The 24,309-nt window shown below is 35.1% G+C and carries 18 protein-coding genes, 2 tRNA genes and 1 pseudogene; 9 read left to right on the forward strand and 12 right to left on the reverse strand.

The genetic code is table 11. From position 1 onward, the window contains the following. Positions 1 to 240 precede the first annotated feature (240 nt). The 3 genes from GFO_RS07845 to GFO_RS07855 all read left to right on the forward strand — a co-directional run bounded on the left by GFO_RS07845 (position 241) and on the right by GFO_RS07855 (position 1,925). The gene (locus GFO_RS07845) at positions 241 to 1,476 is read left to right on the forward strand and encodes an NAD(P)/FAD-dependent oxidoreductase (RefSeq protein ID WP_011709550.1); all 1,236 of its coding nucleotides are present in this window, start codon (positions 241 to 243) and stop codon (positions 1,474 to 1,476) included. A gap of 160 nt (positions 1,477 to 1,636) precedes the next feature. Beyond that, positions 1,637 to 1,721: transfer RNA gene (locus GFO_RS07850), tRNA-Ser, on the forward strand. Between the two features lie 129 nt (positions 1,722 to 1,850). Beyond that, positions 1,851 to 1,925 (forward strand) — tRNA-Pro (locus GFO_RS07855). 56 nt (positions 1,926 to 1,981) lie between these two features. On the opposite strand, the pseudogene GFO_RS17965 reads toward GFO_RS07855, so the two are convergent. Then, positions 1,982 to 2,134, reverse strand: a pseudogene (locus tag GFO_RS17965) (DUF1206 domain-containing protein); the annotation flags it as partial. 363 nt (positions 2,135 to 2,497) lie between these two features. Here GFO_RS17965 and GFO_RS07860 point away from each other — a divergent pair. Next, a complete protein-coding gene (locus tag GFO_RS07860; protein ID WP_011709551.1) occupies positions 2,498 to 3,124 on the forward strand; it encodes a hypothetical protein in 627 nt (208 codons plus the stop codon). Positions 3,125 to 4,047: 923 nt separating this feature from the next. Here GFO_RS07860 and GFO_RS07865 read toward each other — a convergent pair. From GFO_RS07865 to GFO_RS07900, 8 genes are all read right to left on the reverse strand, one after another. After that, positions 4,048 to 4,392, reverse strand: coding sequence for a hypothetical protein (locus GFO_RS07865; RefSeq protein WP_188619041.1), 345 nt, complete (start codon positions 4,390 to 4,392; stop codon positions 4,048 to 4,050). Between the two features lie 101 nt (positions 4,393 to 4,493). Next, on the reverse strand, positions 4,494 to 4,811 hold the full coding sequence (locus tag GFO_RS07870) for a hypothetical protein (RefSeq protein WP_011709555.1): 318 nt from the start codon (positions 4,809 to 4,811) through the stop codon (positions 4,494 to 4,496). A 295-nt stretch (positions 4,812 to 5,106) separates the two neighbouring features. After that, positions 5,107 to 6,150 carry a helix-turn-helix domain-containing protein gene (locus tag GFO_RS07875; protein WP_011709556.1) on the reverse strand — a complete coding sequence of 348 codons (1,044 nt, stop codon included), beginning with the start codon at positions 6,148 to 6,150 and terminating at the stop codon, positions 5,107 to 5,109. A 156-nt stretch (positions 6,151 to 6,306) separates the two neighbouring features. Beyond that, positions 6,307 to 7,329 carry a helix-turn-helix domain-containing protein gene (locus tag GFO_RS07880; RefSeq protein WP_148264606.1) on the reverse strand — a complete coding sequence of 341 codons (1,023 nt, stop codon included), beginning with the start codon at positions 7,327 to 7,329 and terminating at the stop codon, positions 6,307 to 6,309. Between the two features lie 208 nt (positions 7,330 to 7,537). Next, the gene (gene lpdA, locus GFO_RS07885) at positions 7,538 to 8,959 is read right to left on the reverse strand and encodes a dihydrolipoyl dehydrogenase (RefSeq protein WP_011709558.1); all 1,422 of its coding nucleotides are present in this window, start codon (positions 8,957 to 8,959) and stop codon (positions 7,538 to 7,540) included. 494 nt (positions 8,960 to 9,453) lie between these two features. Beyond that, positions 9,454 to 10,977, reverse strand: a complete 1,524-nt coding sequence (locus tag GFO_RS07890; protein WP_011709559.1) for a 2-oxo acid dehydrogenase subunit E2 — start codon at positions 10,975 to 10,977, stop codon at positions 9,454 to 9,456. 24 nt (positions 10,978 to 11,001) lie between these two features. Beyond that, positions 11,002 to 13,665, reverse strand: coding sequence for a pyruvate dehydrogenase (acetyl-transferring), homodimeric type (gene aceE, locus GFO_RS07895; protein WP_011709560.1), 2,664 nt, complete (start codon positions 13,663 to 13,665; stop codon positions 11,002 to 11,004). A gap of 136 nt (positions 13,666 to 13,801) precedes the next feature. Then, positions 13,802 to 14,002 carry a dodecin family protein gene (locus tag GFO_RS07900; protein WP_011709561.1) on the reverse strand — a complete coding sequence of 67 codons (201 nt, stop codon included), beginning with the start codon at positions 14,000 to 14,002 and terminating at the stop codon, positions 13,802 to 13,804. Positions 14,003 to 14,763: 761 nt separating this feature from the next. On the opposite strand from GFO_RS07900, the gene GFO_RS07905 reads away from it, so the two are divergent. The 3 genes from GFO_RS07905 (at position 14,764) to GFO_RS07915 (ending at position 19,738) form a co-directional block, all read left to right on the forward strand. Beyond that, the gene (locus tag GFO_RS07905) at positions 14,764 to 18,921 is read left to right on the forward strand and encodes a chemotaxis protein CheB (protein ID WP_011709563.1); all 4,158 of its coding nucleotides are present in this window, start codon (positions 14,764 to 14,766) and stop codon (positions 18,919 to 18,921) included. 2 nt (positions 18,922 to 18,923) lie between these two features. Beyond that, complete coding sequence (locus GFO_RS07910) at positions 18,924 to 19,292, forward strand: response regulator (RefSeq protein ID WP_011709564.1); 369 nt, start codon at positions 18,924 to 18,926, stop codon at positions 19,290 to 19,292. Positions 19,293 to 19,357: 65 nt separating this feature from the next. Then, on the forward strand, positions 19,358 to 19,738 hold the full coding sequence (locus tag GFO_RS07915) for a response regulator (protein ID WP_011709565.1): 381 nt from the start codon (positions 19,358 to 19,360) through the stop codon (positions 19,736 to 19,738). A 343-nt stretch (positions 19,739 to 20,081) separates the two neighbouring features. Here GFO_RS07915 and GFO_RS07920 read toward each other — a convergent pair whose 3' ends face one another. Together GFO_RS07920 and GFO_RS07925 are read right to left on the reverse strand one after the other, a co-directional pair. Further along, a complete protein-coding gene (locus GFO_RS07920) occupies positions 20,082 to 20,864 on the reverse strand; it encodes a DUF1206 domain-containing protein (protein WP_011709567.1) in 783 nt (260 codons plus the stop codon). Between the two features lie 265 nt (positions 20,865 to 21,129). Beyond that, positions 21,130 to 21,357 carry a hypothetical protein gene (locus GFO_RS07925; protein WP_011709568.1) on the reverse strand — a complete coding sequence of 76 codons (228 nt, stop codon included), beginning with the start codon at positions 21,355 to 21,357 and terminating at the stop codon, positions 21,130 to 21,132. Positions 21,358 to 21,716: 359 nt separating this feature from the next. On the opposite strand from GFO_RS07925, the gene GFO_RS07930 reads away from it, so the two are divergent. Further along, positions 21,717 to 22,175: a hypothetical protein gene (locus tag GFO_RS07930; RefSeq protein WP_011709569.1), complete on the forward strand. Its 459-nt coding sequence runs from the start codon at positions 21,717 to 21,719 to the stop codon at positions 22,173 to 22,175. 139 nt (positions 22,176 to 22,314) lie between these two features. Further along, positions 22,315 to 23,310, forward strand: a complete 996-nt coding sequence (mgrA, locus tag GFO_RS07935; RefSeq protein WP_011709570.1) for an L-glyceraldehyde 3-phosphate reductase — start codon at positions 22,315 to 22,317, stop codon at positions 23,308 to 23,310. A gap of 22 nt (positions 23,311 to 23,332) precedes the next feature. Here mgrA and GFO_RS07940 read toward each other — a convergent pair whose 3' ends face one another. After that, entirely contained in the window at positions 23,333 to 24,301 is a 969-nt protein-coding gene (locus tag GFO_RS07940; RefSeq protein ID WP_011709571.1) for a type I phosphomannose isomerase catalytic subunit, read from the reverse strand. Positions 24,302 to 24,309 lie beyond the last annotated feature (8 nt).

The raw sequence follows: 24,309 nt of genomic DNA on the forward strand, positions 1-24,309 counted from the left end.
TAATTGCGCTAATTTATTCGAATATAGAAACCTACATTTGAAAAGGTCGATAACAGGTTAGGATACGCATAAGAATAATAATTTTCATATTGCTTCTTGGCTAAATCACTGAACCGGTATTGACCATTTGCTTATATCTCAAAAAAAGTCCTGGGTAACTACTCAGGGCTTTTTTAATTTATTTCGTGTCTTCAATTCCCACTTTCTATTTAAGTTTGCCCTTTACTCCATTAACTATTTATGAAAAATGAGATAAGGGATATTGTAATTATTGGTGCAGGACCTTCGGGAAGTGTTGCTGCAGGCTATTTAGAAAAGCAGGATGCTTCTATTTTAGTGCTGGAAAAACAAAAATTCCCCAGGTTTAGCATTGGTGAAAGCCTTATTCCTAGATGTATGGATAATTTTGAAGAAGCCGGATTTTTAGACATCCTAAAAGTTCAGGGATTTCAAAAAAAATATGGTGCACGTTTTATTAGGAATAACGAGGTGGCTGAATTTGATTTCAGTAAAAAATTTGGAAATGGATGGGATTGGACCTGGCAGGTTCCCAGAGCAGATTTTGATAAGGTTTTAACGGATGATTTAAGCACTCGTGGAGTAGATATAAGATTTGAAACGGAAGTAACTTCGGTTTCTTATACCAATAGTTTCTGGACAATTAAAACGAGAAACCATACGGGAGAGGAAAATGAAATCACCTGCAAATTTATCATTGATTCCAGTGGCAACGGTCGTGTTCTTGCCAAACACTTAGACCTGGAAGCTCCTCCAAAAATTTACGATCACTCTTCTATTTTTACGCACATTAAAGAAACTCACAGGCCCGAAGGTATCGAAGGATCGCAAATAACCTTTGAAGTTTTAAATACCGAAACCTGGTTTTGGTATATCCCATTCTCCAACGGAAGTTCCAGTCTTGGATTTGTAGGTCCAAATTCCTGGTTTAAAAAATTTAGCGGAAATAATATGGAAGCATTTAAACAGATGCTTCTGGAAACCGATTATTACAAAGGTAGATTTGATGAATATCCGTTTAATTTTAAACCTTTACTATATAATAATATTTCCAGGAATGTGAAATATGTTTACGGGAATGGATTTGCCTTAACGGGTAATTCAGCAGAATTTCTTGACCCTGTATTTTCATCAGGAGTAGCTTTTGCTACTGAATCTGGCTTATTAGCTGCTAAACTTGCTTTCAGGGAAATTAACGGTAAGAAGGTAGATTGGGAAAATGAGTATTCAAAATACATAAAAAAGGGAGTAGATGTGTTTTCTACTTACGTAAAAGAGTGGTATTCAGGTAAACTTCAGGATATATTTTTTCATCCCAATCCCAATCCGCATGTGAAAGAACAAATATGTGCTGTATTGGCTGGGTATGTATGGGATAAAAAGAATCCTTTTGTAAGAAATCACAGCAGAATTTTAGAAAATCTGCACAAACTGATAAAGAAAGAAAAAATAGTCTAATATTTTTTTCAGACTTAGAGTACTGAAGTCAAGTTATTTAAATTATCTATCAAAGATTTCAACCTGAAATAAAGCGAAAAAAGGTATAAAAGGTTTGGATGGCTTATAAGTAAAAGTTACATTTGCAACCGCAAAAATACTTGCGAAGTTCTTAAATATTGGAGAGGTGGCAGAGTGGTAATGCAGCAGCCTGCTAAGCTGTCATCCTTCGGGATGCCCGGGTTCGAATCCCGGTCTCTCCGCCAGATTTTTAGTCTGCGGTTTTTTTATTCTCTTTTTCGACCGGAAAAATTGGGATAAATCTCCTCCGATTCCCGGCTGCTTTTCAAAAAGTGATTTGGAACGGAAAAGGCTAAAAATAAATAATTATTATTCGGGGTGTAGCGTAGCCCGGTCATCGCGCCTGCTTTGGGAGCAGGAGGTCGCAGGTTCGAATCCTGCCACCCCGACTAAAAGCCTGTTAATTTCAAAGTTAACAGGCTTTTTTATTTTATGCTTCTTAATATTAATTGCTACTTGCAACAGATATAGAATGGCATTTTACTTTAATAAGCATATAAACACCATAACCGGCAAAACCTATAGCCACTATTCCTAATACAATAGATCCAAATTCAGATTGTTTATAACTAAATGCATCTTTTTGTGTTTTTACACTACTCCCACCGGAAAGGCCAGTAGAATATTGAAATTATTTAACTAGTTCCAATAATTATTTTGCAATGATTTAGGTTCTAAATCTAACAAGGTTAAATAAGGTAGCTGTTAAGTAACGGCCTCCTGTAATTTTTTTAAACTTAACTCTAACTAGAAACTAACAGAGATTCAAAATTCCGGTTAAATCTTTCAGCTCACAAATAAGTTAAGCCTTTCTTAAGATCCATAGATTACACGTGTTATGGTAGGTTTTAATTAACGTTGATCGTTAAGCTTGTTCTAAATATTATCTTGTAATCACATTAATTTTTAAATTCATTAAACTATTGAAAATCAATTTTTTAAAAATTAAAAAACTAAGAAAATGAAAAATTTTAAGAAAATTTTATTATCGCTATTATTGGGTCTTTTCATGTTGAATGTTAACAGTCAGAATATAAAAGATAATATTGAGGGCTGGCCGGAAACAGCCACGAAAGCCGCTAAGGCAATGATGGATAAATATGGGGACCCTGATGAGCAAACTCCAAGCATGCTTATGTGGAAAGATACGGGGCCATTTACTCATACTATCGTTTATAAAGAGGAAATTCAACATGATTTTCCCATGCCCCATAAGGATGTTCTGGAGCAGTTTATAAATTATAATGTGCCAGTAGAGAAATATGATGATCTGGCAGAGTTTGATGGTAGTGTAATAGTGGAAAGAACCAAGGGAGTTATGTCTGCCAGATGTGATAAGGAAGCTGCTAATCTATTGGCACTAAATCTTGCAAATGATGTTATTGAAGGTAATCGCAGTGTAGAAGAAGCCAGAAAATTTTATGGTGAAGCAATTATGGCCATGCTGGAAGGAAATAAAAAAGACTATCTTAAAAGCCTTCAGTTTGATGTAAGCCAGAGTAATATTAACAATGCTGATGAAACTACTATGGATATGTCCAAGGTGAAAAAATTAAAAAAACAGATGAAAGAGAAAAATATCAATTAATTCACGAACTCGATTTTGTTTAAAAAACATCCGGATAACTCCGGATGTTTTTTATTTCTCTGAACATTTCGTTCGAAGTACTTTTATAGATCTAAGTTAATTGGAGCCGATTTACAAATGTAGAGCCACTAAGATATCTTGAATTCTATTTTAAGATTTTATTGGTTGAGAATTCTCACTTCTATGAGTTCATAATAATGGATAATTTTGTCCATCAGAAACCACAAATTCACAGTATCCCAATTAAGAAACTATATAAAAGCGAGACGGAAATAGCAAGAGTTTAATATGCAACGTAATGGTACATTTTACCATATAATTGATTATCAGTTCCAGATCACTACTACTTGCTTAATCTAAAATTAAATTTTGACAAATGGTCTGTAAATACTTGTAAATAGACTTGAATCTGCAGCAAATCACGAAAAATGGAAATAAAAAATAGATATTTTCTATTAAATTGAAAACTACCTTTTATGCCTGTGATAAGGCAGCTCATTGATTCATTGGAGATTAGTTTACACTTAAACATATGATGTTTAATTTTTTAAAAACTTGAAGACCTTCTGTTTTTATTCCAGTAGAGTTAATTACCCCGAGGCTTGCCTAGCTTGTAAATTTTTAAAGTTTGAAAACGTATTCTTATAAAATGCTTCGTGGGCTTGTCCCCAAGAAATTTTCTTAAAACCATCCTTGAAGTGACGGATTCGTTTCCTGTTTTTTCTTAAAATCAACCATCTTTATTTTCAAAATGATTGAATTATCGTTTATCTCAATTATTAACATTAAAAGGGAAGGCAATGGAAAAAAAATCAAATTCAGTATTCTATTCGGTCTTGATGTAACAAAATCTAAAAATTGTATTGCCACTATTTACAACACAGTCCATTCAAATTACACAAATAAGATAATATGATATTATGCTAGACTGAGTATTTGTCTACTCCCATGATTCTCATTTCTTTTAGAATTGATTGAATTTCCTTCTTATGGGTGACTAGAATATGTTTAATATCCTGATCGGTATTAATTTTTAATAGGTCACAATATGAACTTAGAGCAATTTTTTCTCTTCTATTACATTCCCGTAAGATACTTTTTCGATAAAGATTTATAAATAGTTTATTTGGTTCCTCAGGTTTTACATGATTAAAATAAAATTCTTCTGAATTTATGCGATCCAGGATTAAAATTTTTAATCCGTTACAATAAGAAGCTTTTTGAGCTCCTAAGCGCTCAAAGAACACTTTAAATAGAATCCGCTTCATTACCATAGAATTGTTTCTATAAAATATAGCATCGTCGCAATTCCTTGAGTAGAGCTCCTTCAATAACTCGATAGTTTGTAGCTGGTTGGTATTTTGCATAACTACCGGGATAAAGGGGTTCTGTTTAATATGGGCTTTCTTATATTCTGAAGTTCGTAAACGGGCATGAGAACCAGAATTTTTTCTGGATCCGTATCCTTTTCCCTGTATTTAATCCTGATCTTATAATTACACTCCCTATCTTCAGGATAAAATTCACCATTTCTTCTATCAAAACCACCATTTTCAGTAAATGCGATACTGGTCACTTCGCATTCTTCCAGATCTTTAAGTTGCTTTACTTCCGTAGCATTTAATTTATATTTTTCTTTTAACCTATTTAAGCAACGCGCCACATGAATTGAATCTTTTGCCTTCATAATCCATCCTTTTTTGAATTATTCTCAATTTAAATAATCAAAGAATCATTAAAAATCGCAATTCCTTAAAAAAATAACTCAATCGGTTTTTTATTAAAATTTTAAGTGTTAATTAAAATAATTTTAAAGAAAATTTTTTGATTTCAAATTGAAGAAAATAGATTAATTACTGCTCTGTATAATGAACTATAAAAGAAGTTTAAATAATGGCTTTTATAGAAATCAGTATTTCTTTGTATAAAATCAAGATATAGGGAAGGTAGATAAGAACTATTATGTGGGGTCGTATTATAATTTAAACCTCGGTCTCTATATTTTTCTTATGATTATTCCTTCTGAATTGAGAAGGTGATAATCCATAAGATTCCTTAAAAATTTTCGAGAAGTAACTTTTACTATTCAGGCCAATTTTCTCCACAATTTCAGACATGTTATGATCTGAATTTGTGAGTAAGTAAATAGCCAGGTCCAGCCGAATCTTATGTATGTAGCTGTTTACAGTTAATTTGTATATCCTTTTAAAACCATCCTGGAGTTTATTTACATTTAAGCCAAACTTCCGGGCAATATCTTCTATAGTTCCTAAATCGCCAAGTTCGGTTTTTATATGAGTAGCGGCATCATTAATTAATTTGACTTCTATCCTTGTAAGTATACCTTTAGTACCATCGTCATCTTTTTTGAGCCCATCCTGATATTGCAAAATTTCTTCTGCAAGCATCTGGTAGGCAATCCCTTCCATGGCAACTTTCCGTACAAAATTTTTATGCTTTAAAAGTAAACTCATTTCCCATAGCTCAGAAATTTGAAGGCTGTAATAACCTTTATAATAAAAAGATTCTAAAGCCCAAATATCTCTGAAAATCTTGGCTAAATCATCTTCTAAATCTTTTAGTTCACACTCCATATGAGCATAGAATTTAGATCGGTTAATTTCCAGGCTATTCATGCACGTTTTTGAATTCCTGGCGAATGTAAGCACATGACCTTTTTTACCGCTGCTGGCTACAATCACATTTTGATATTGTTCTATAGTATGACATTCTTCTTCATTTTCAAAACGATGATCCATGCTGCCTTCGAGGCTATATAAAAACTTTAATGGATGTATATCATCAACAATAAAAGCAATCTCAGTATCTTCTTTAAACTTACAATCGTAATTTAGAATGCTTATCCCTCCTGAAAATTCAAATCCCTTTATAGTTCCTTCACCAAGGTGCGCAGGTATATTCAACCAGTATTCACGGCAGTTTTCCTTATAGGTGGTATCAAAAGCATTAGCAAAATCAGCAATTACTTCACGTACCGGAATGGAACGAATTTGGATTGATTTCATTTTTTTGAGTGTTTCAGGTATTTTTAAAGTACAGCTAATAATCCGGAGTGAGCTTTAAATTGTGAGTTATTTATAGAAAGCAATTAAGAAGCTGGTTTTTAATAGTAATAACTCTCTTTAAATCATTTAAAATAAACTGTTTGCACTCACCATACTTTAGTTTTTCGATAAATGTTTAGACCTGAATTTTGAAGGGGATAATCCATACTTTTCCTTGAATATTCTCGAAAAATAACTTTTACTGTTTAATCCAATTTGATCCACAATTTCAGAGATATTAAGATCTGTACTCCTCAAAAGGCTTTTAGCAATATTTAAACGCTTTTGTTGTATATAGCCGTTCACCGTTGCTTTGTATAATTTTTTAAATCCTGTTTGTAGTTTATTTCCATTTAAACCCACCCTTCTGGCAATACTTTCTATAGTTCCGGTATTAGTAATTTCGTTATCAATGATATCTGCCGCCTTTTTAATAAGATTAATTTCAGATCTCCTTAGCAAATACTTGTTGCTTTCATCTGTAATGTCATCCTGGTATTGAAGTATATGCTGGTAAAGCGCCTGATAAATTTTCCCTTCTAAAAAGAGGTTTTTTAGAAAGTCTTTTTCATTCATATCCCTTATTTCCTGGAATATATCGGCAATTTGAAGGCTATAAAATCCCTCGTGATAGAATGAATGTGTGGCTTCAACATCATGAAACAGATCTTCCAATCCATTAGAAAGCTTTTTGAGTTCACATTCCTTTCTATCTAAAAAATCTTTTCGAGCAACTTCGAGACTATTAAAACTAGTGCTAACATTAGCCTTAAAATACAAGATATGACCGTGATGATTGTTACTGGCAACAATAGCACATTGATATTGCTGAATTTCATGATAGTCCTGCTGATTCTCAAAACGATGTCCCAAACTTCCTTTAAGAGTGGAGAGAAATTTTAATGGATGAACCCTATTTACTATAAATTGGATTTCTACATCTTCTTTAAAAGTACAGTCATATTGCATCAGGCCAAGTCCACTTTTAAAGCTAATTCCCCTAATAAAACCTTCTCCTAAATCTGGAGGTATAGTTATAAAAAATTCATTGCAATTTTCCTGGTAGTCAACTTGTAGGACGCTAGCTATATTCTCGATAACTTGTTCTAGAGGAAGCGAATTAACTTGTATTAATTTCAATAGTTTCGTTTTAACCATCGAAAATATATTATTACAGAGTTTGTTTAGCTTTCTACGGATTTATATAATCAGTTTTATTAAAGATTATGGCTATTTTATTATTTTAACGAAGCTTTTAGAAAATAGATTTTCAGTTGCAGAATAGCATATTTTTAGGCTGCAAAATCTATAATCGATGAAAGTCATTTTAACCTCGTTGATAGGCCAATTATTCTGAAGAGTTTTTAGATATATGCGTAGGACTGCCTGAAAATATTTCCGCAGCTTCCATAATTGTTTCTGAAAGTGTAGGATGCGGATGAATGCTTAACGCAATATCTTCTGCCGTTGCTGCCATTTCTATGGCCAGGGAGATTTCTGATATTAACGAACCGGCATTTTTTCCCGCTACCCCGCCACCCAGGATCCTTCCGGTTTTTTTATCAACAATAAGCCTGGTAACTCCATTCGGGTTACCTACTGCTACAGCACGACCAGAAGCGCTCCAGGGAAATTTTAGGACTTTAATTTCAATGTTATTTTTCTTGGCTTCCTCCTGGGTGAGTCCGCACCAGGCCATCTGCGGATTGGTAAACACGATCGCCGGAATAGATTTTGGATCATAAGCCGCGCCTTTTTCCCCGGCAATGGTCTCTACAGCAACCTTGCCTTCATAAGTTGCTTTATGAGCGAGTAAAGGTTCGCCGGTAAGATCACCAATGGCATAAATATTCTTTTTTTTCGTTTGCCTTTGTCGGTTTACTTTAAGAAAGCCATTCTCGTCCGGCTCGATATTTGCCATATTTAGCGCCAGAGTTTTTGTATTTGGTTTACGCCCCACGGCAACTAATATCTGATCAAAAGTTTTTTCTTTGGTTTTATCATCTTTGCCTTTCAAGGTTGCTTTTACCTTATTTTTAGTAACCGAAGCCTTTTCTACTTTGGTATCAAAATAAAGTGCTTCAAAAGGATGTTCTTTTTCAAATACATTTACAAGATCCCTGTCTGCGCCCGGAAGGAATCCTGAAGTCATTTCAGCCACAGATACTTTTGAACCTAAAGCGGCATATACACTGCCCAGTTCCAGGCCAATATAACCACCGCCGATCACCAGCATAGATTTGGGGATCTTGTTTAAATCCAGCGCATCTTTAGAATCAATTACTTTCTTGTGATCAATCTCTATTCCGGGCAGGGAAACGTTCACAGAACCGGTGGACAGAATAAGATTTTCAAATTCTAGTTCGTAAGGATCTTCTTCTACCGGGTTTACTTTTATTTTTTTATCGGAAATGAATTCAGCAGTTCCTTTGATGTAATCGATTTTTTTACTTTTTGAAAGCTGACCAAGTCCGTCGGTAAGTTTTTCCACCACTGAATCTTTCCATTTCTGAAGTTTTTTAAGATCGATCTTCGGACTTTCAAACTCGATTCCCCATTCGGCTGCTTGCATAGCTTCCTGTTTTACTTTTGCTATATGCAGCAAGGCTTTGGAAGGGATACAACCGCGATAAAGGCAAACCCCACCGGGATTGGCTTCTGGATCTATCAGGGTCACTTTTAAACCAAGATCGGCAGCACGAAAAGCGGCGGCATAACCCCCGGGACCGGCTCCGATGATGATAAGTTCTTTTTTCTCATTCTTAGACATAGATTATAAATTTTCTATTTACATTTTCACCAACTGAGAATATCAAAAATGTATTATAATTAAGGTTTGTCAGCCTGAGCGTAGTCGAAGGTTACTTAACTATTAGTATCTCAAAACTTCGACTGCGCTATCATTGGCATATTCTTTAAAAATGGTAACGATGAGGCTAAACAGTTAATTTCAAATATTCCCGGCCTATCGAAAGTTTAACGTAAAATTTGAAGTGAAAGCACCGTTAAATTTTAGGCTGTTTGAGCTAATCAAGCTCTTCTTTGAAATTGAATCTCCATAGCGAGTTCCTAAAATTTAGGTGCTAAACGATAAATTTAGATAAACTTTCGTAAGCCTAGATTTTGCTTGCAACCGACGACCAAAGGAAGAGGATTGCATTTTTCATCAATGGAAAAAAAAACAAGCATCCTAAACAATAATTCAATTCCCTACATTAGATAATTTTTTACCACAGATCTCAGCTTGACAGTAATTTCAGGTTTTTAAGCTCCCAATAAAGCTTCGTAAGGATCTTCAAGCGCACGGGAAATCCAATGCAGGAATCGCACACCTTCTGCACCATCAATAATTCTATGATCGTAAGAAAGGCTCAACGGGAGAATATCCCGTGCTTCAAAAGTATCATCATCTTTATACACCGGTTGTTTCTTCGCCCTGGAGACCCCGAGAATAGCTACCTGCGGATGATAAACAATAGGAGTGAAATTAGTACCACCAATTCCCCCAAGATTGGAAATGGTGAAGTTTCCACCCTTCATTTCTTCGGCGCTGAGTTTCACGTTCCGGGCTTTCTCCGCTAATTCAGTGATTTCAGTAGAGATCTCGATAATTGTTTTTTGATCTGCATTTCTAACTACAGGCACCAGCAGGCCTTTTTCAGTATCTACCGCGATCCCGATATTCACATATTTCTTAAGGATCATTTCCTCGTTTTCCATGTCGATACTGGCGTTGAATTTAGGGAACTGTCTTAAAGCGCTGGCCGATATCTTAGCGAGAATAGCAGTAATGGTAAGATTTCCATCAGCTTTTTCCTGAAGTTTCTCCATACGCTCTTCAATGTCTGAAATATCGGCTTCGTCAAACTGAAATACATGCGGAATAGTGCTCCACGCCGCCGAAGTATTCTTTGCCGTCGCTTTCCTGATCCCCGAAATTGCTTTTCGTTCGGTTTCTCCCCATTTGCTGAAATCCGGAAGCGATAGATCATTGGAAGTTTTTCCTTGCTGGCTATTACTTCCCTTATTATGAGCCTTCACATCTTCTTTGCTGATTCTACCAGCTTCGCCGCTGCCTTTTACTTCACTAATATCAACACCAAGTTCCCGGGCAAATCTCCGAACCCCCGGCGCCGCCGCTACATCTTCCGTTCTCGAAGTTTTTTCTTTTTCAGAATCTTTGGAATCATCTTTTTCAGAATCTTCGGAATCATCTTCCTGATCTTTTTTACTCTTTTTTCCTTTGGAATCCTTCTTATCTTCAGAGTCGTTATCCTGATCTTTTTTATTCTTTTTTGTTTCAGAATCCTCGCCATCTTCATCAGCAGCATCTTCTTCCTTATTTTCAGAAGCTTTTTCTTTTTCTTCAGAACTGCCTGAATCCTCTTCTTCTGATGTGCTTTTTTTATCTTTTTTACTCTTATCCTCTTTTTCTTCTTCCTCAGAATTCTCTTTTTCTGAATCCTCTTTTTCTGAATCCTCATCCTTTTCAGACTCGTTATCTTTCTCGCTCTCTTCCTCTTTATCTTCTTCAGGATCCTCCTCAGCGTCCCCTTCTTCCAACTCCAGGATCACGTCACCCACTTCTACTTCATCCCCTTCACTTACCGAAATGGATTTTACAGTTCCCGCCTGCGGACTGGGAATTTCCACTGAAGCTTTATCTGATTCAACCGCGATGATCGACTGGTCTTTTTCTATGCTGTCTCCTTCTTTAACCAGCACTTCGGTCACGGTAGCCGATTCTACTCCTTCTGCGATCTGTGGGATCTTTATTTCTTTAGCCATGCTTTTATTTTTTAGTTGACGGATTTATGAGGTCCTGGGATTTATTTTTTTAGGATCTATATTCAGCTTTTTCGCGGCTTCTTTTAAATCATTAGATTTTATCTCACCTTGTAGCGCAAACTCATATAAAACCGTATAAACAATATGCGCAGCGTTTACTTCAAAGAAATTCCGTAATTCTTCCCGGGCATCGCTCCGGCCAAAACCATCGGTACCCAGCACCGTTAATTTCTGTGGAAAATATTTCGCCACCGCTTCCGGCAAAGCTTTTACATAATCTGTTGCTGCCAAAAAAACCCCTTTTTCATCCTTTAGACAATCTTCTATATAATTGGTTTCTTTATTCATCTGGGATTTAAGCCTGTTCTCCCGTTCTATATCCTGCGCATTATCATATAAAGCTTTATAACTGGTCACACTCCATATATCGGTACGCACATTATAATCTTTTTCGAGGATCTCTGCTGCTTGCAGCACTTCTTTCATAATAGCACCACTTCCGAAGAGATGCGCTTTTTTCTTATATTTTTTCGAAGTTTTCTGAAAGCGATACATTCCACTTAATAATCCTTCTTCGCTGCCTTTGGGCATTTTTGGCATCGCATAAGTATCGTTACCCACAGTCATATAATAGAAGTAATTCTTTTTTTCGGTGTACATCTCCTTAATGCCTTCTTTTACGATGATGGCAACTTCATAGGCAAAGGCTGGGTCATAAGCTTTTAAATTTGGAAAAGCGAGGGCATATAAATGGCTGTTTCCATCCTGGTGTTGTAAGCCTTCTCCCGGCAGACTTGTTCTTCCGGAAATTCCGCCAATTAAAAAACCTTTCGCTCCGGCATCGGCGGCGGCCCAAATAAGATCTGCCGTACGCTGAAATCCGAACATGGAATAGAAAAAATAGAAAGGGATCATATTTAGCCCCTGGTTGATGTAAGCGGTACCGGCGGCAATAAATTCACTGGTACAACCGGCCTCAGTGATACCTTCTTCCAGGATCACCCCTTCTTTGGATTCTTTATAATAGAGCAGGCTGTCTTTATCTACCGGTTCATATTTCTGGCCTCCTTCCGCATAGATCCCGGCCTGCTGAAATAAAGATTCCATTCCGAAAGTCCGGGATTCATCAGGAATTATTGGGACTATGTTTTTCCCCACATTATCATCTTTCAGTAATTTACTTAGCATTTGTACAAGCGCACTGGTGGTAGCCGCTTCGTCTTTTCCAGAACCTTCAAAAAATTTACTAAAAACCGAATCATCAGGCGCTTTTAAAACTTCACTTTTGTCTTCTCTCTTCGGAACAAAACCTCCAAGATCTTCTCGATGTTTCTTTAAATAATTAAGTTCTTCACTATCTTCTTCCGGCTTTATAAAAGGAATATCTTCCAAATCATCATCTGAAATAGGCACATTAAAATAATCCCGGAAATGTTTTAATCCGGCTTTATCCATTTTTTTGGTCTGGTGTGAAACATTGCTGGCTTCACCCGCATCCCCCTGCCCGTATCCTTTGATGGTCTGCGCCAAAATAACCGTAGGCTGACCTTTATGTTCCACTGCTTCTTTATAGGCATTGTAGATCTTCACGGGATCATGTCCACCACGTCGTAATTCCTTTAATTCCTTATCTGATAGATTTTTAACCAGGTTTTTCAGGTCTTCATCATCTTCAAATAAATGTTCCCTCATATAGGAACCCTCTTCAAAGGCATATTTTTGTAGTTCCCCATCCGGTATTTTATTCAGTTTCCGGATAAGCTTATGATTTTTGTCTTTGGAGAAAATAGGATCCCAGTCACTACTCCAAAGAACTTTGATCACGTTCCAGCCTGCTCCTTTAAAAACGCCTTCCAGCTCCTGAATGATCTTTTTATTTCCACGAACCGGCCCGTCGAGACGTTGCAAATTACAGTCAATCACGAAAATAAGGTTGTCCAGTTTATCCTGGGCGGCAATGCTAATGGCTCCACGAGATTCAGGTTCGTCCATTTCGCCATCCCCCAGAAAAGCCCAGACTTTCTGATTGTTTTCTTTTATAAGTCCTCGGTGTTCCAGGTATTTATTAAAACGTGCCTGGAAAATGGCAGTTATGGAAGCCAGTCCCATTGATACTGTGGGATGATTCCAGAATTCAGGCATCAAACGTGGGTGTGGGTATGAAGTTATGCCTTTTTCAGATTTAATTTCCCTGCGGAAATTTTCCAGGTTTTCTTTATCTAACCTGCCTTCCAGGAATGCCCTTGCATAAACCCCGGGAGAAGCATGTCCCTGAAAATAAATATTATCACCACGTCCTTCATCAATTCCTTTAAAGAAATGATTAAAACCTACTTCCCATAAATTTGAAATAGAAGCATAGGTAGAAATATGCCCGCCAATGCCGGCGCTTTTTTTATTTGCTTTAGCTACCATGGCCATGGCATTCCAGCGGATCATCCCCATTAATTTTTCTTCAATTTCGAGATCTCCGGGATAAGCGATCTCATCCTGGGTGGCAATGGTATTAATGTAGGGGGAATTAATGTTTTTTTTTAGAGAGATACCGTTCTTTACCGCTTCAACTTTTAGCAAGTTCAGAAGATAATTAGCTCTTTCCGGAGATTCATTTTTTAATATCCACCTAAAGGATTCGAGCCATTCACGGTTTTCAGCTTCGATTTCATTTGATTTTTCTTTTTCAGCCATGGGATATAAATATATTGCGAAGGTATTAAGGTGTTGTCGAGCAATAGAAAAGAATAGGATCGTCCAAAAAAGTTCCAAAGATTCCTTCGAAGACTCTTTATCTTTTTTGGACAACCCATTCTAAGGTTACAGTATATTATCCTATTGTAAAGGATATTTTAGCAGTTACCCCATAAGATACGAGATTTCCATTCTCCACTTTTGCGTTCATATCTTTAACATAAACAGATTTAATATTTTTAACCGTTTTAGCCGCCTCACTTACTGCCTTTTTAGTAGCAGCTTCAAAACTCTCATCAGAAGTTGCAAGAACTTCAATCACTTTTATAATACTCATAATTTTAAATTTTTGAGATTAAATATTTGGTTTAAACCTTAAATTAGAAATTAAATAAAGGCGGCTCTAATGATTAACAAAAGATTGTAAACGAATATAAAAGCTACGTTAAATTCTGGATCAATAATCTACAGACCAAATTTTATTGAGAAGGATGGTTTACAACTTCAATAAATAGATTAGCATTCCTTTTTAATTTAAGGAGGTGGCATATAAGTGGAAGCAGTTGGCTTTTAGGTTTTTATTTGAGAGAAAAATTAGCGAAGAACTTTCGGGAATAGGACTGGAAAATTTGGTGGAAAGGTAACAAAAAGCTATGGTGGAGGTTGGTCTGCATTATGGAAAGACAGTCCCAATCATATGAAAAAACTGAAAAACGAATAGTTATGTTAAATATTCTAAATAATAACATATCTAAAGTATTTTGTTAGTTTTTGTAGCTAAATAGTTAAGCCTGGGATCTATCTATGAATATATTTGCTTTCGAGTTTTTTTTAGACGAAAACCTCACTTTTTATAGGTTTAATGTGAATATAGGTTCGGGAATTTTTCAAATTGGGGATTGTTAACAGGAACGGACTATTTCACATTGAATCTATACAAAATTACAAGATGAAATTTTTTGGCTTTTTTACATAAACATATTCACGATATTTAAGTTTCTATAATAATTTAATAATTGTTTAAACTTCCTTAAATTCCCTTGCTCGAAATGCCGGATTTTTATGTTCCAGGCTTATTCGTTTTAATTGGATAAATTAATGAAACAAGACAACCAACCAAACCAGACCAATAAACCTAAAGAAACGTCCAAACAATTCTGCGTCGTGGGCATTGGTGCCTCTGCCGGTGGCCTGGAGGCTTTTAATACTTTTATCGAAGCCCTGCCTGAAGATTCTGGGATGGCGTTCATACTTGTACAACACCTGGATCCTGAACATCAAAGCCAGTTGCCTGAAATTTTACAAAGGAATACGAAAATTCCGGTAAAAGAGATCAGGGACAAGATGGAGGTAAAACCCAACCATATTTATGTGATCCCAAGTAATAAAACTTTAAGCTTTCAGAATAAGGAGATGGTTTTAAAGGCTCGTGATAAACGCAACGACCTTTCTCCTTACCAGCCCATTAATTCGTTTCTCACTTCGCTTGCAAAGATATATGGCTCCTATGCTATTGGTGTAATCCTATCTGGCACAGGTTCTGACGGAACGAAAGGTTTAAAAGCTATAAAAGATCATGGAGGAATAACTTTTGCCCAAGATAAAAAATCTGCAGCCTACCCGGCGATGCCTGAAAATGCTGCGGAAGCAGATGTGGTAGATTTTATAATGTCCCCAGGTAAAATTCCCGGTAAAATCCTGGATGTTGCAAAAACTATCAATAAAGTTGAATTTAATACTCACCAGGGAGAAGAGTTGATTTCGGATCAGGATTCAGAAATAAAAAAGAAGACCACAAAGGATGCGAAGAAGCCGGTTAAGAAAGAAAAAGAGTCTTCCAGTAGTAAAAAAGAATCAGAAATATTTCAGCAAATACTGGCATTATTACGAATACGAAAAGAAATAGACTTTACCTATTATAAGCAAACAACCATCCGCAGAAGAATTCTGCGTAGAGTAGCTTTGACCAATAAGCAAACTCTTACAGAATATCTTCAGTATCTAAGAAATACTGCCAAAGAGCAGGATTTATTATACCAGGATTTACTAATTCCGGTGACTAATTTTTTCAGGGATCAGGAAATTTTTAAAAACCTGTCCAGCAGTGTTTTTCCGAAGATCTTAGAGAATAAAAATACAGATAAAACTATAAGAGTCTGGATTGCGGGTTGTAGTACCGGGGAAGAGGTGTATAGCATTGCGATCTCTCTTTTGGAATACTTAAAAAGCCAAAAAGAAGGAACACAAAATTATAAAATTCAAATATTCGGGACAGATATTAATGAAATTGCCATTTCTAAAGCACGAAGAGGAATTTATAAAGCGAATGAAGTTGAAGGGATTTCCAATGAAATACTTGAAACTTATTTCACTAAAACCGATGGCAGCTATCATGTACATAAAGATTTAAGAGAACTATGCGTATTCTCCCTGCACAATTTTTTAAAAGATCCACCCTTTGGGAAAATGGATTTTATGAGTTGTAGGAATGTTTTAATTTATCTGCAACCGTACCTTCAAAAGAAAGCCCTTATTAATTTTCACTATGCCCTAAATCCGGGCGGATTATTATTACTAGGGAAATCCGAGACCATTAGTAGCGCTTCAGAATTCTTTACAGTGGCCGAAAGGGATGATAAATTATTTTCTAGAAAAGATAAAACAAGTAGGTACAAGCCGTCACCAAGTAATGCGCCATCTGAGGAAGATTTGGAATCTCATAGCGAACCACCTTCTGAAAATAAAAAAACTAATTTTCAAAAGTCTGCAGATGATCTTATCCTGAGAAAATACAGTCCTTCCGGAGTAGTTGTAAATGAAGCTATGGATATTGTTTATTTTAGAGGCAATACCAGTAAATTCCTGGAACAATATTCCGGAAAGCCAACTCATAATCTGCTGAAAATGGCAAAAATGGGATTGTCTTTTGAGTTAAGGAATATCCTGCATAAAGTAAAAAAAGAATTAACCGATGAGATGAGTAACAATCCATCAGTTATCAAAAAAAATATTCCGGTAGAGACCAATGGCCAGCAATTTATTGTTTCTCTAGAAGCGATGCTTTTGCCTAATCTGGTAGAGCCTTATTACTTAATTCTTTTTCATGACGATGGTTTTGAACTGGAAGCAAGCCAGACCATAAAATCTACTGAAAACTCTAAAGACGCCCGTATTCACCAGCTGGAGCAGGAACTTTCCCATGCCCGCGAAGATATGCGGAGTATAACCGAAGACCAGGAAGCAACAAACGAGGAATTACAAAGTGCCAATGAAGAGTTGCAAAGTAGTAAAGAAGAATTGCAAAGTTTAAATGAAGAATTAGAAACCAGTAAAGAGGAACTGCAGAGTACCAATGAAGAATTGATTACATTAAATGATGAGCTGGTAAATAATAACAAGCGATTAACGGTCTCTAAAAATTATTCCCAAGATATCGTTTCAACCCTTAGAGAACCACTGGTAGTATTGGACAAAAGCTTGAATGTAAAATCGGCAAATGCTGCATTTTATAAAAAGTTCCACTTAGATGAATCTGAGATTGAAGGTAAAGCAATATTTGATCTGGAAAATAAAGGATGGAATATTCCGGAATTAAAGAATTTACTAAGAGAAATTCTTCCGAAGCATTCCAGTTTTTACGATCATGAGATCACCCATGATTTTCCGGGACTTGGCCAGCGGACCATGTTGCTTAATGGACGGGAAATTATCAGAGAAGAAGGTGGTGAAAAGTTGATATTATTGGTATTTGGTGATATTACTGATAAAAGATTGATCGAAAAGAACCTTGAAAAAAGTGAAATTAAATTCAAATTACTAGTAGATTCAATTTCCCAGTTAATCTGGATTTCAAACGCAGAAGGAAATATCGAGTTTTTTAATCCGCAATGGCAACATTATACGGGTATCAATTCCGGAGAATCTATTAAAGATGGGATGTGGGAAGAAGCAATTCATCCAGATGACCTTAAAGAATTTAAAGATCAATTTAATAAATGTATAGATACCGGTAAATCGTTTACCAAAGAAACAAGGCTGGAATTGAAAGAGGGAAATTATAACTGGTACCTGGCCAAAGCCATGCCTTACTATAATCCTGATGGGGAAATTATGAAGTGGTTTGGTTCTTTTACAAATATTGAAGTTCAAAAACAGGCTGAAGCGACTTTAAGAAAGAGTGAGGAACATTTTAGGCAACTGGCAGAGCTTATTCCAGATAAAATTACCAAAGCAAATGCCGAAGGAGAGGTAACATATTATAACCAAAGCTGGCTAAATTATACGGGCTTAACTCGTGATGAATTAAAAGAAACGAGCTTAAATGGATTCCTTCATCCTAAAGAAAAATGGGAGATAAAGAAAAAATGGAAAAAATCTGTAGATTCTGGTGATGCATTTGAAATGGAAATTCAAATCTTAAATAAAAGTGGAGATTATTGCTGGCACCTGGTTCGTTCTATTCCGGTAAAAGACGAAAAAGAACAGATAAAATTCTGGATAGGTACAACTACAGAAATACAGAAACTAAAGGAAGAAGAAAAGAGAAAGGAAGATTTCTTAAAAATGGTAAGCCATGAACTTAAGACGCCGGTTACTTCAATTAAGGGATACACCCAGTTACTGTTGGATATGTTAATGGCCAGTACCGAAATTAATTTAGATTCTATTCCCTTAAAACCTTCTTTAGAAAGAATAGACAGCCAGGTGTCTCGTTTGACCCGGCTTATTGCAGAAATACTTGATTTATCTCGTATTGAAGGTGATAAGATGGTACTACATAAAAAAGCTTTTAATCTAAATGATCTGATTGATGAATCTATCCAGGATATTAAATACTCCAGCAGAGAATCTAATATAGATATAGATCACGAGGGTAGTTTTGAGGTGTGTGGCGATATGGATAGGATTGGCCAGGTACTCATTAATTTTATTACCAATGCGATTAAGTATTCACCCGATGATAAGAATATAGAAGTACGTGTTTTTGAGTCTGGTAATAACAAAGTTTCTGTAAGTGTGAAGGATCATGGTATTGGGATTGACCAAAAGCATCTAAAGAACATCTTTAAAAGATTTTATCGTGTAAGTCAAAAAAATGATGAAACCTATTCTGGTTTTGGTATTGGTTTATTTCTGGCAAAGGAAATAATTGAACGACACCGTGGAAATGTAGCTGTGAAAAGCAATAAAGGCGAAGGCTCTGAATTTATATTTACTATACCAACGATAACTAAAAGTAAATCAACAAAAAAGTGAAAATGCGTAAAGTTTTAGTGATTGAGGATGATCGGGTGATAAGGGAAATGCTAAGACTAATACTAGAATTTAATAAATATAAAGTATTTGTGTCTGAAAAAGCGAAAGATGTCTTAAACATAGTTCATCAAAAGAAAATTGATGTGATACTTCTGGATCATTTTCTTTTTGGGATTAGTGGTATAGAGGTGTGTAAAGAATTAAAGGGAAACGAATCTACCAGTAGAATTCCTATTCTAATGATGTCTGCTCTTCCTGAAGTTGAAGAGAATTGTTTACAAGCGGGGGCGTCGGCTTTCCTTGAAAAACCTTTTGAGAAAAATATATTGCTTTCAAAAATTGAAAAGATTTTAAATTCAGCGCTCGCTTAAAAAATAGTGGTATTGTATATAAATTGACTATAAAATCTATTACCAACTAAAATCAATCTGTAGAAATGTATAAAATACTTATTGTAGAAGATGATCATAACCTTGGCCTTATGATAAAGGATATACTCGAATTTAAAGGTTATGATATTATACTCTCTAAAAAGCCGGAAGTGACAATTGATATACTTACAGATGAAGATATTGATATGGTATTAATGGATAAGCTAATGTCTGGTATAGATGGGACAGATATATGTACTCAAATCAGAAAAACCGAAGAGGTTTACAATACTCCTATTCTCATGATGTCTGCACTTCCAGATGTTGAAGAAGAGTGTAAGGCTGCGGGAGCTACAGATTTTATTTATAAACCTTTTGAAATTAAATTATTACAGGAGAAAGTAAAAAACATCCTGGAAATAAGTAAGGATATTCCTCAAAGCTAAATATGTCAGTTATAATAAAAAATGTAAAGAATTAACTGCCATTAAAAAATCACGGACTTCTAAAGCTCTTATCGAAACTGAGATAACATGCTAAGTTATTTTACTGCGTATTACTATCATTTTTCTATGTTATAAAAATCCTGATAAAACAGAAGTTTTATCTATTCCAGGGATAAGCTTTATTAGATCAATTATCAAAATTGCCATGTAACTCCTTATAGAAATCAGGGATGTATTGAATTTAAAGAAATACAAGAAGGCGAAATTTAGTCTCCTACCCCAACTTAAAAAGCCTGTTAATCTATCAATTAACAGGCTTTTTATATTTTATGCTTCTTAAATTTTAATTGCTACTTGCAACAGATATAGAAGGGTACTTTGCTTTAATAAGCATATAAACACCATAACCGGCAAGACCTATAGCCACTATTCCTAAGACAATAGATCCAAATTCAGCTTGTATATAACTAAACGCATCTGTTTGAGTTTTTACACTACTCCCACTGGAAAGGCCAGATTTCAAGGTTAAATACGCCATTAATCCAAGAACAGCACCTCTGGCAGTATGCCCAAATTTTCCTGCATTGATAAGTAATTTCTGTTCCTTTCGGCTCATACCTGCTTCTTCCACTTCTTCTCTAAATTTATTCGAATATGCACGGTAAAGATCATAAATTGCTTTGATTGCAATTCCAACACCAATAATAATGGCTATGGTATCTCCATTGGAACCAGACATTATTCCTCCCATCATTCCACCTGAACCACTGGAAGAACCGCTTCCAAAAGCTAATTTTAAAGAATAAAAGGCCAGACCACCGTAGATAAGTCCACTAATAAAATATCCTATACGTTTACCGTAACCTTTCAAATTATCTTCAAATTCATTAGGATTGGCAAAAACCTGATACATTCTCCAGAAAAGATAACCTAATAAACCAATTCCCATAATAACCAATAAAATTTGGCCATAAGATTGTTCTGCAAGATATTGTAAGGCACCTTTGCTACCAGATTTTTCTCCTCCCTGTCCAAAGGCGGCCAGAGCGGTTAAAACCCCAATTAAACAATATACTGCCCCTTTTGCAGCCATTCCAAAGCGTGCGAAATTTTTTCTTTTACTCATTTGAATTATTTTTTTGGTTGAATAGTCTCCGTTAAAGTACTAGGAATTTCAATGGACTTAATAGTATTTAGAAAAATTTTATACTTGTTTTAGCTAATTTTGCTGTAATTATTAATTTACTATGAATTGAAAACAAATTTTATACATAGTAATTGATAAAATTAAACTCTAAAAGGTATGGCTAAAAAATTTGGAAAGAAAGGAGGCATTTGTATTCTATACAAATTATTTAATATTTCATCTCTATTTCTAATGGAACGAAAGCTTAAATTTTTTCAATAAATTTCTGATGAGTTTTTAACCATTTATCAAGTTTTAATTTCCTTGCTTCTGATACTTTTTTATTATTTTTTGTACTATACCAGCAATCATATCCTTCTTTTTTAGTGAAAGATTTTTCTATTGATAGAAAATGAATATTCAAGAATTTATAACTAACCAAGGCTTTGATTTCGTATTTATCCTTTAATTTTAAAACTTTTATCAGCTTCATAGCTCTGCTCCTTACTAAATTTTATCGATGAATTATTTTTGTACTAAATACAAGCAACTAATAATCGAGAAAAGTATATAAGTAAAATTCAAACTTATATAAGCTCTTGTTAAACTTGAGTTCACCTTTCAACAGGTACCATTATATCTATTTTGTTTTCGTCTTATAAAAATGTTTTTTAAAGACGCCGATAGCCAGCAAAAATTCTTCTAAATAACACAACTTACTATTTGTTAACTAGTTGTAAGTAAATTCTACTATTATTCTAAAATGTTAAATCTTAAAATTTCCTTAAATATGTACAATAGGATTTTTAACTTTACGTTCCTACAGAACCAAACAAAAAGATCCTATACCCTATGAAAAGTTTTAAGATTACACTGGTTTTTATCATGGTTAGTTTTTTTCTTTCTTGTGACACCGATATGGATGATATAGACCTATCAACAGCCGAGGCTAAAGAATTAAATTTAATAGTTAAAGAAGGAGAATGGCGAATTTCTCTATTTTCATTGAATGCTTCTGAAAAAACGGCCAATTATGAAGACTATATTTTTGTATTTGAAGAGTCGAATGATCTTTCTGCTACTTCTTCAAATGATCAGACCAACGGAACCTGGAGAGTTAGTAATGATTCGGGCAGCGAATTTGAATCATACAATGACGTAGATTTTAATGTTTTCTTTTCTTCAGATGGTAAGTTTGGAGAACTAACCAGTAATTATGACGTGATCTCTGCCAATAAAAAAGAGATTAACCTGATATTTCAGGATAGTGAAAATGGTAATACAGCGAGACTTAGTTTTAGCAAGAACTAATTATTAGCGCTAATCAATACACTTTAAGAAGGGCATTATACAGCAAAAGTATAATACTCTTCTTTTTTTGTCATTTTTACTTTTCTTCAACTGTCTTTTTTCAGCTCATTTAGTACATTGCATTTACTAATAAAAAGAGATGAATCAATATATAGCACAAAAGGACAGGTACGACAAAATGCAATATAGACGCTGTGGTAAAAGTGGAATAAAACTTCCCTTATTATCATTAGGTCTCTGGCATAATTTCGGAGATCAGGACGATTTTGAAAATTCCCGTAATTTACTTAGAAAGGCATTTGATAATGGAATTACCCATTTTGATCTTGCTAATAATTATGGGCCTCCATACGGTTCAGCTGAAAAAAATTTCGGAAAGATATTCCAGGAAGATTTCAAAGATTATCGGGATCAATTAATTATTTCAACAAAAGCCGGATGGGATATGTGGCCAGGTCCTCACGGAAATTTTGGATCTCGTAAATATCTTATCGCCAGTTTAGATCAGTCCTTAAAAAGAATGGGGTTGGAATATGTAGACATCTTTTATCACCACCGTCCGGATCCTGAAACCCCTTTGGAAGAAACGATGGGTGCACTGGATCAAATCGTAAGACAGGGAAAAGCTCTTTATGTAGGTATCTCGCAATATAGTGCTGAAGATACTCTTAAAGCTTCTGAAATTTTAAAAGATCTAGGAACGCCATTTCTTATTCATCAACCAAGATATAATATGATGGATCGCTGGGTAGAAAATGGTTTATTAGATACTCTTGAAAAAGTGGGAATTGGAAGTATTGTTTTTTCTCCATTAGAGCAGGGTATTCTCACTTCCAAATATCTTCGTGGGATTCCAGAGGATTCCAGGGCAGCAACTGAAGGCAGCTACCTTGATAAATCGCAAATTACAGATGAAGTTGTTAATCAAATTCAGCAATTAGATAAAATAGCACAAAATCGAGATCAGAGTCTTGCTCAGATGGCAGTTGCGTGGCTTTTAAAAGATAAGCGTGTAACCTCTGTTCTGGTTGGAGTTAGCAAGGTTTCGCAGTTAGAAGATAATATTGAAGCAATTAAAAACCTTCATTTTAATGACACCGAATTAAAGGAAATTAATACTATTTTGAATTATTAAATAGCAGGAACTTCTGGATTTGCTAAATGTATATTTCCAGAAGTTCCGCTTTTTCTGCATCTATTGCAATAATATCGGCAAAAGCCGGTATTAATAAGCTCTCCCCTTTTTTTAAAATTTCAGAATTAGAATCAAGTGTTATCTTAGCAACTCCGTCAAGACACATAAATATTACAAAAGAATCTAATTGAGAATAATCCTTTTCTAATTTTCTGTTTACTGGCAAATAGTTAGTGGTAAAATATTCACAGGATACAATCTCTGAAGATGCATTCACTTCCGCGTCATATATTAATTTATAATCATCATTTTTCTTAAAATCTATTGCATCAATGGCTAATGCCGTATGCAGCTCCCTGCTTTTCCCCTCAACATCTACTCTATCCCAATCGTAAATTCTATAGGTTATATCTGAAGTCTGCTGAATTTCAGCCAAAAGAACGCCGCCACCAATCGCATGAACTTTACCGGTATTAATAAAAAACGCATCTCCTTTTTGAACTTCTTCAAAATTCAGTAGTTCAGTTATTTTACCTTTTTCAAGGTATTCTAAATATTCTGTTCTATCCAGATCTTTTTTGAAACCTATATTCAGCTTAGATCCTTTATCGGCCTGCATTACATACCACATTTCGGTCTTCCCAAACGAGTCGTGACGCTGTCTTGCTAATTTATCATTGGGATGTAACTGAATAGAAAGATCGGTTTTAGCATCAATAAATTTAATTAGCAAAGGAAAGTCATTCCCGAATTGATGGTAGTTTTTTTTACCAACCAATTCACCTTTATATTCTGAAATAAGAGTAGTGATTTTTTTACCTGATTCAGAACCATTTTCAACTATAGAAATATTTTCTTTCACACCAGAAATTTCCCAACTTTCCCCAATATTATTCTTGCTGGTATCTTTATTTAAAAGATCCTTTAATTTACGTCCTCCCCATATTTTTTCCTGAAGAATGGGTTTAAATTTGATTGGATAGTTGATCATAACTAATA

Origin of the sequence: Christiangramia forsetii KT0803, assembly GCF_000060345.1 — a bacterium.
In the GTDB taxonomy this organism is placed as follows: Bacteria; Bacteroidota; Bacteroidia; order Flavobacteriales; family Flavobacteriaceae; genus Christiangramia; species Christiangramia forsetii.

Coding starts and splice junctions, on each gene's coding strand:
- GFO_RS07845 (WP_011709550.1), top strand. CDS start 241: ATGAAAAATGAGATAAGGGATATTGTAATTATTGGTGCAGGACCTTCG.
- GFO_RS07860 (WP_011709551.1), top strand. CDS start 2,498: ATGAAAAATTTTAAGAAAATTTTATTATCGCTATTATTGGGTCTTTTC.
- GFO_RS07865 (WP_188619041.1), bottom strand. CDS start 4,392: ATGAAGCGGATTCTATTTAAAGTGTTCTTTGAGCGCTTAGGAGCTCAA.
- GFO_RS07870 (WP_011709555.1), bottom strand. CDS start 4,811: ATGAAGGCAAAAGATTCAATTCATGTGGCGCGTTGCTTAAATAGGTTA.
- GFO_RS07875 (WP_011709556.1), bottom strand. CDS start 6,150: ATGAAATCAATCCAAATTCGTTCCATTCCGGTACGTGAAGTAATTGCT.
- lpdA (WP_011709558.1), bottom strand. CDS start 8,959: ATGTCTAAGAATGAGAAAAAAGAACTTATCATCATCGGAGCCGGTCCC.
- GFO_RS07890 (WP_011709559.1), bottom strand. CDS start 10,977: ATGGCTAAAGAAATAAAGATCCCACAGATCGCAGAAGGAGTAGAATCG.
- aceE (WP_011709560.1), bottom strand. CDS start 13,665: ATGGCTGAAAAAGAAAAATCAAATGAAATCGAAGCTGAAAACCGTGAA.
- GFO_RS07900 (WP_011709561.1), bottom strand. CDS start 14,002: ATGAGTATTATAAAAGTGATTGAAGTTCTTGCAACTTCTGATGAGAGT.
- GFO_RS07905 (WP_011709563.1), top strand. CDS start 14,764: ATGAAACAAGACAACCAACCAAACCAGACCAATAAACCTAAAGAAACG.
- GFO_RS07910 (WP_011709564.1), top strand. CDS start 18,924: ATGCGTAAAGTTTTAGTGATTGAGGATGATCGGGTGATAAGGGAAATG.
- GFO_RS07915 (WP_011709565.1), top strand. CDS start 19,358: ATGTATAAAATACTTATTGTAGAAGATGATCATAACCTTGGCCTTATG.
- GFO_RS07920 (WP_011709567.1), bottom strand. CDS start 20,864: ATGAGTAAAAGAAAAAATTTCGCACGCTTTGGAATGGCTGCAAAAGGG.
- GFO_RS07925 (WP_011709568.1), bottom strand. CDS start 21,357: ATGAAGCTGATAAAAGTTTTAAAATTAAAGGATAAATACGAAATCAAA.
- GFO_RS07930 (WP_011709569.1), top strand. CDS start 21,717: ATGAAAAGTTTTAAGATTACACTGGTTTTTATCATGGTTAGTTTTTTT.
- mgrA (WP_011709570.1), top strand. CDS start 22,315: ATGAATCAATATATAGCACAAAAGGACAGGTACGACAAAATGCAATAT.
- GFO_RS07940 (WP_011709571.1), bottom strand. CDS start 24,301: ATGATCAACTATCCAATCAAATTTAAACCCATTCTTCAGGAAAAAATA.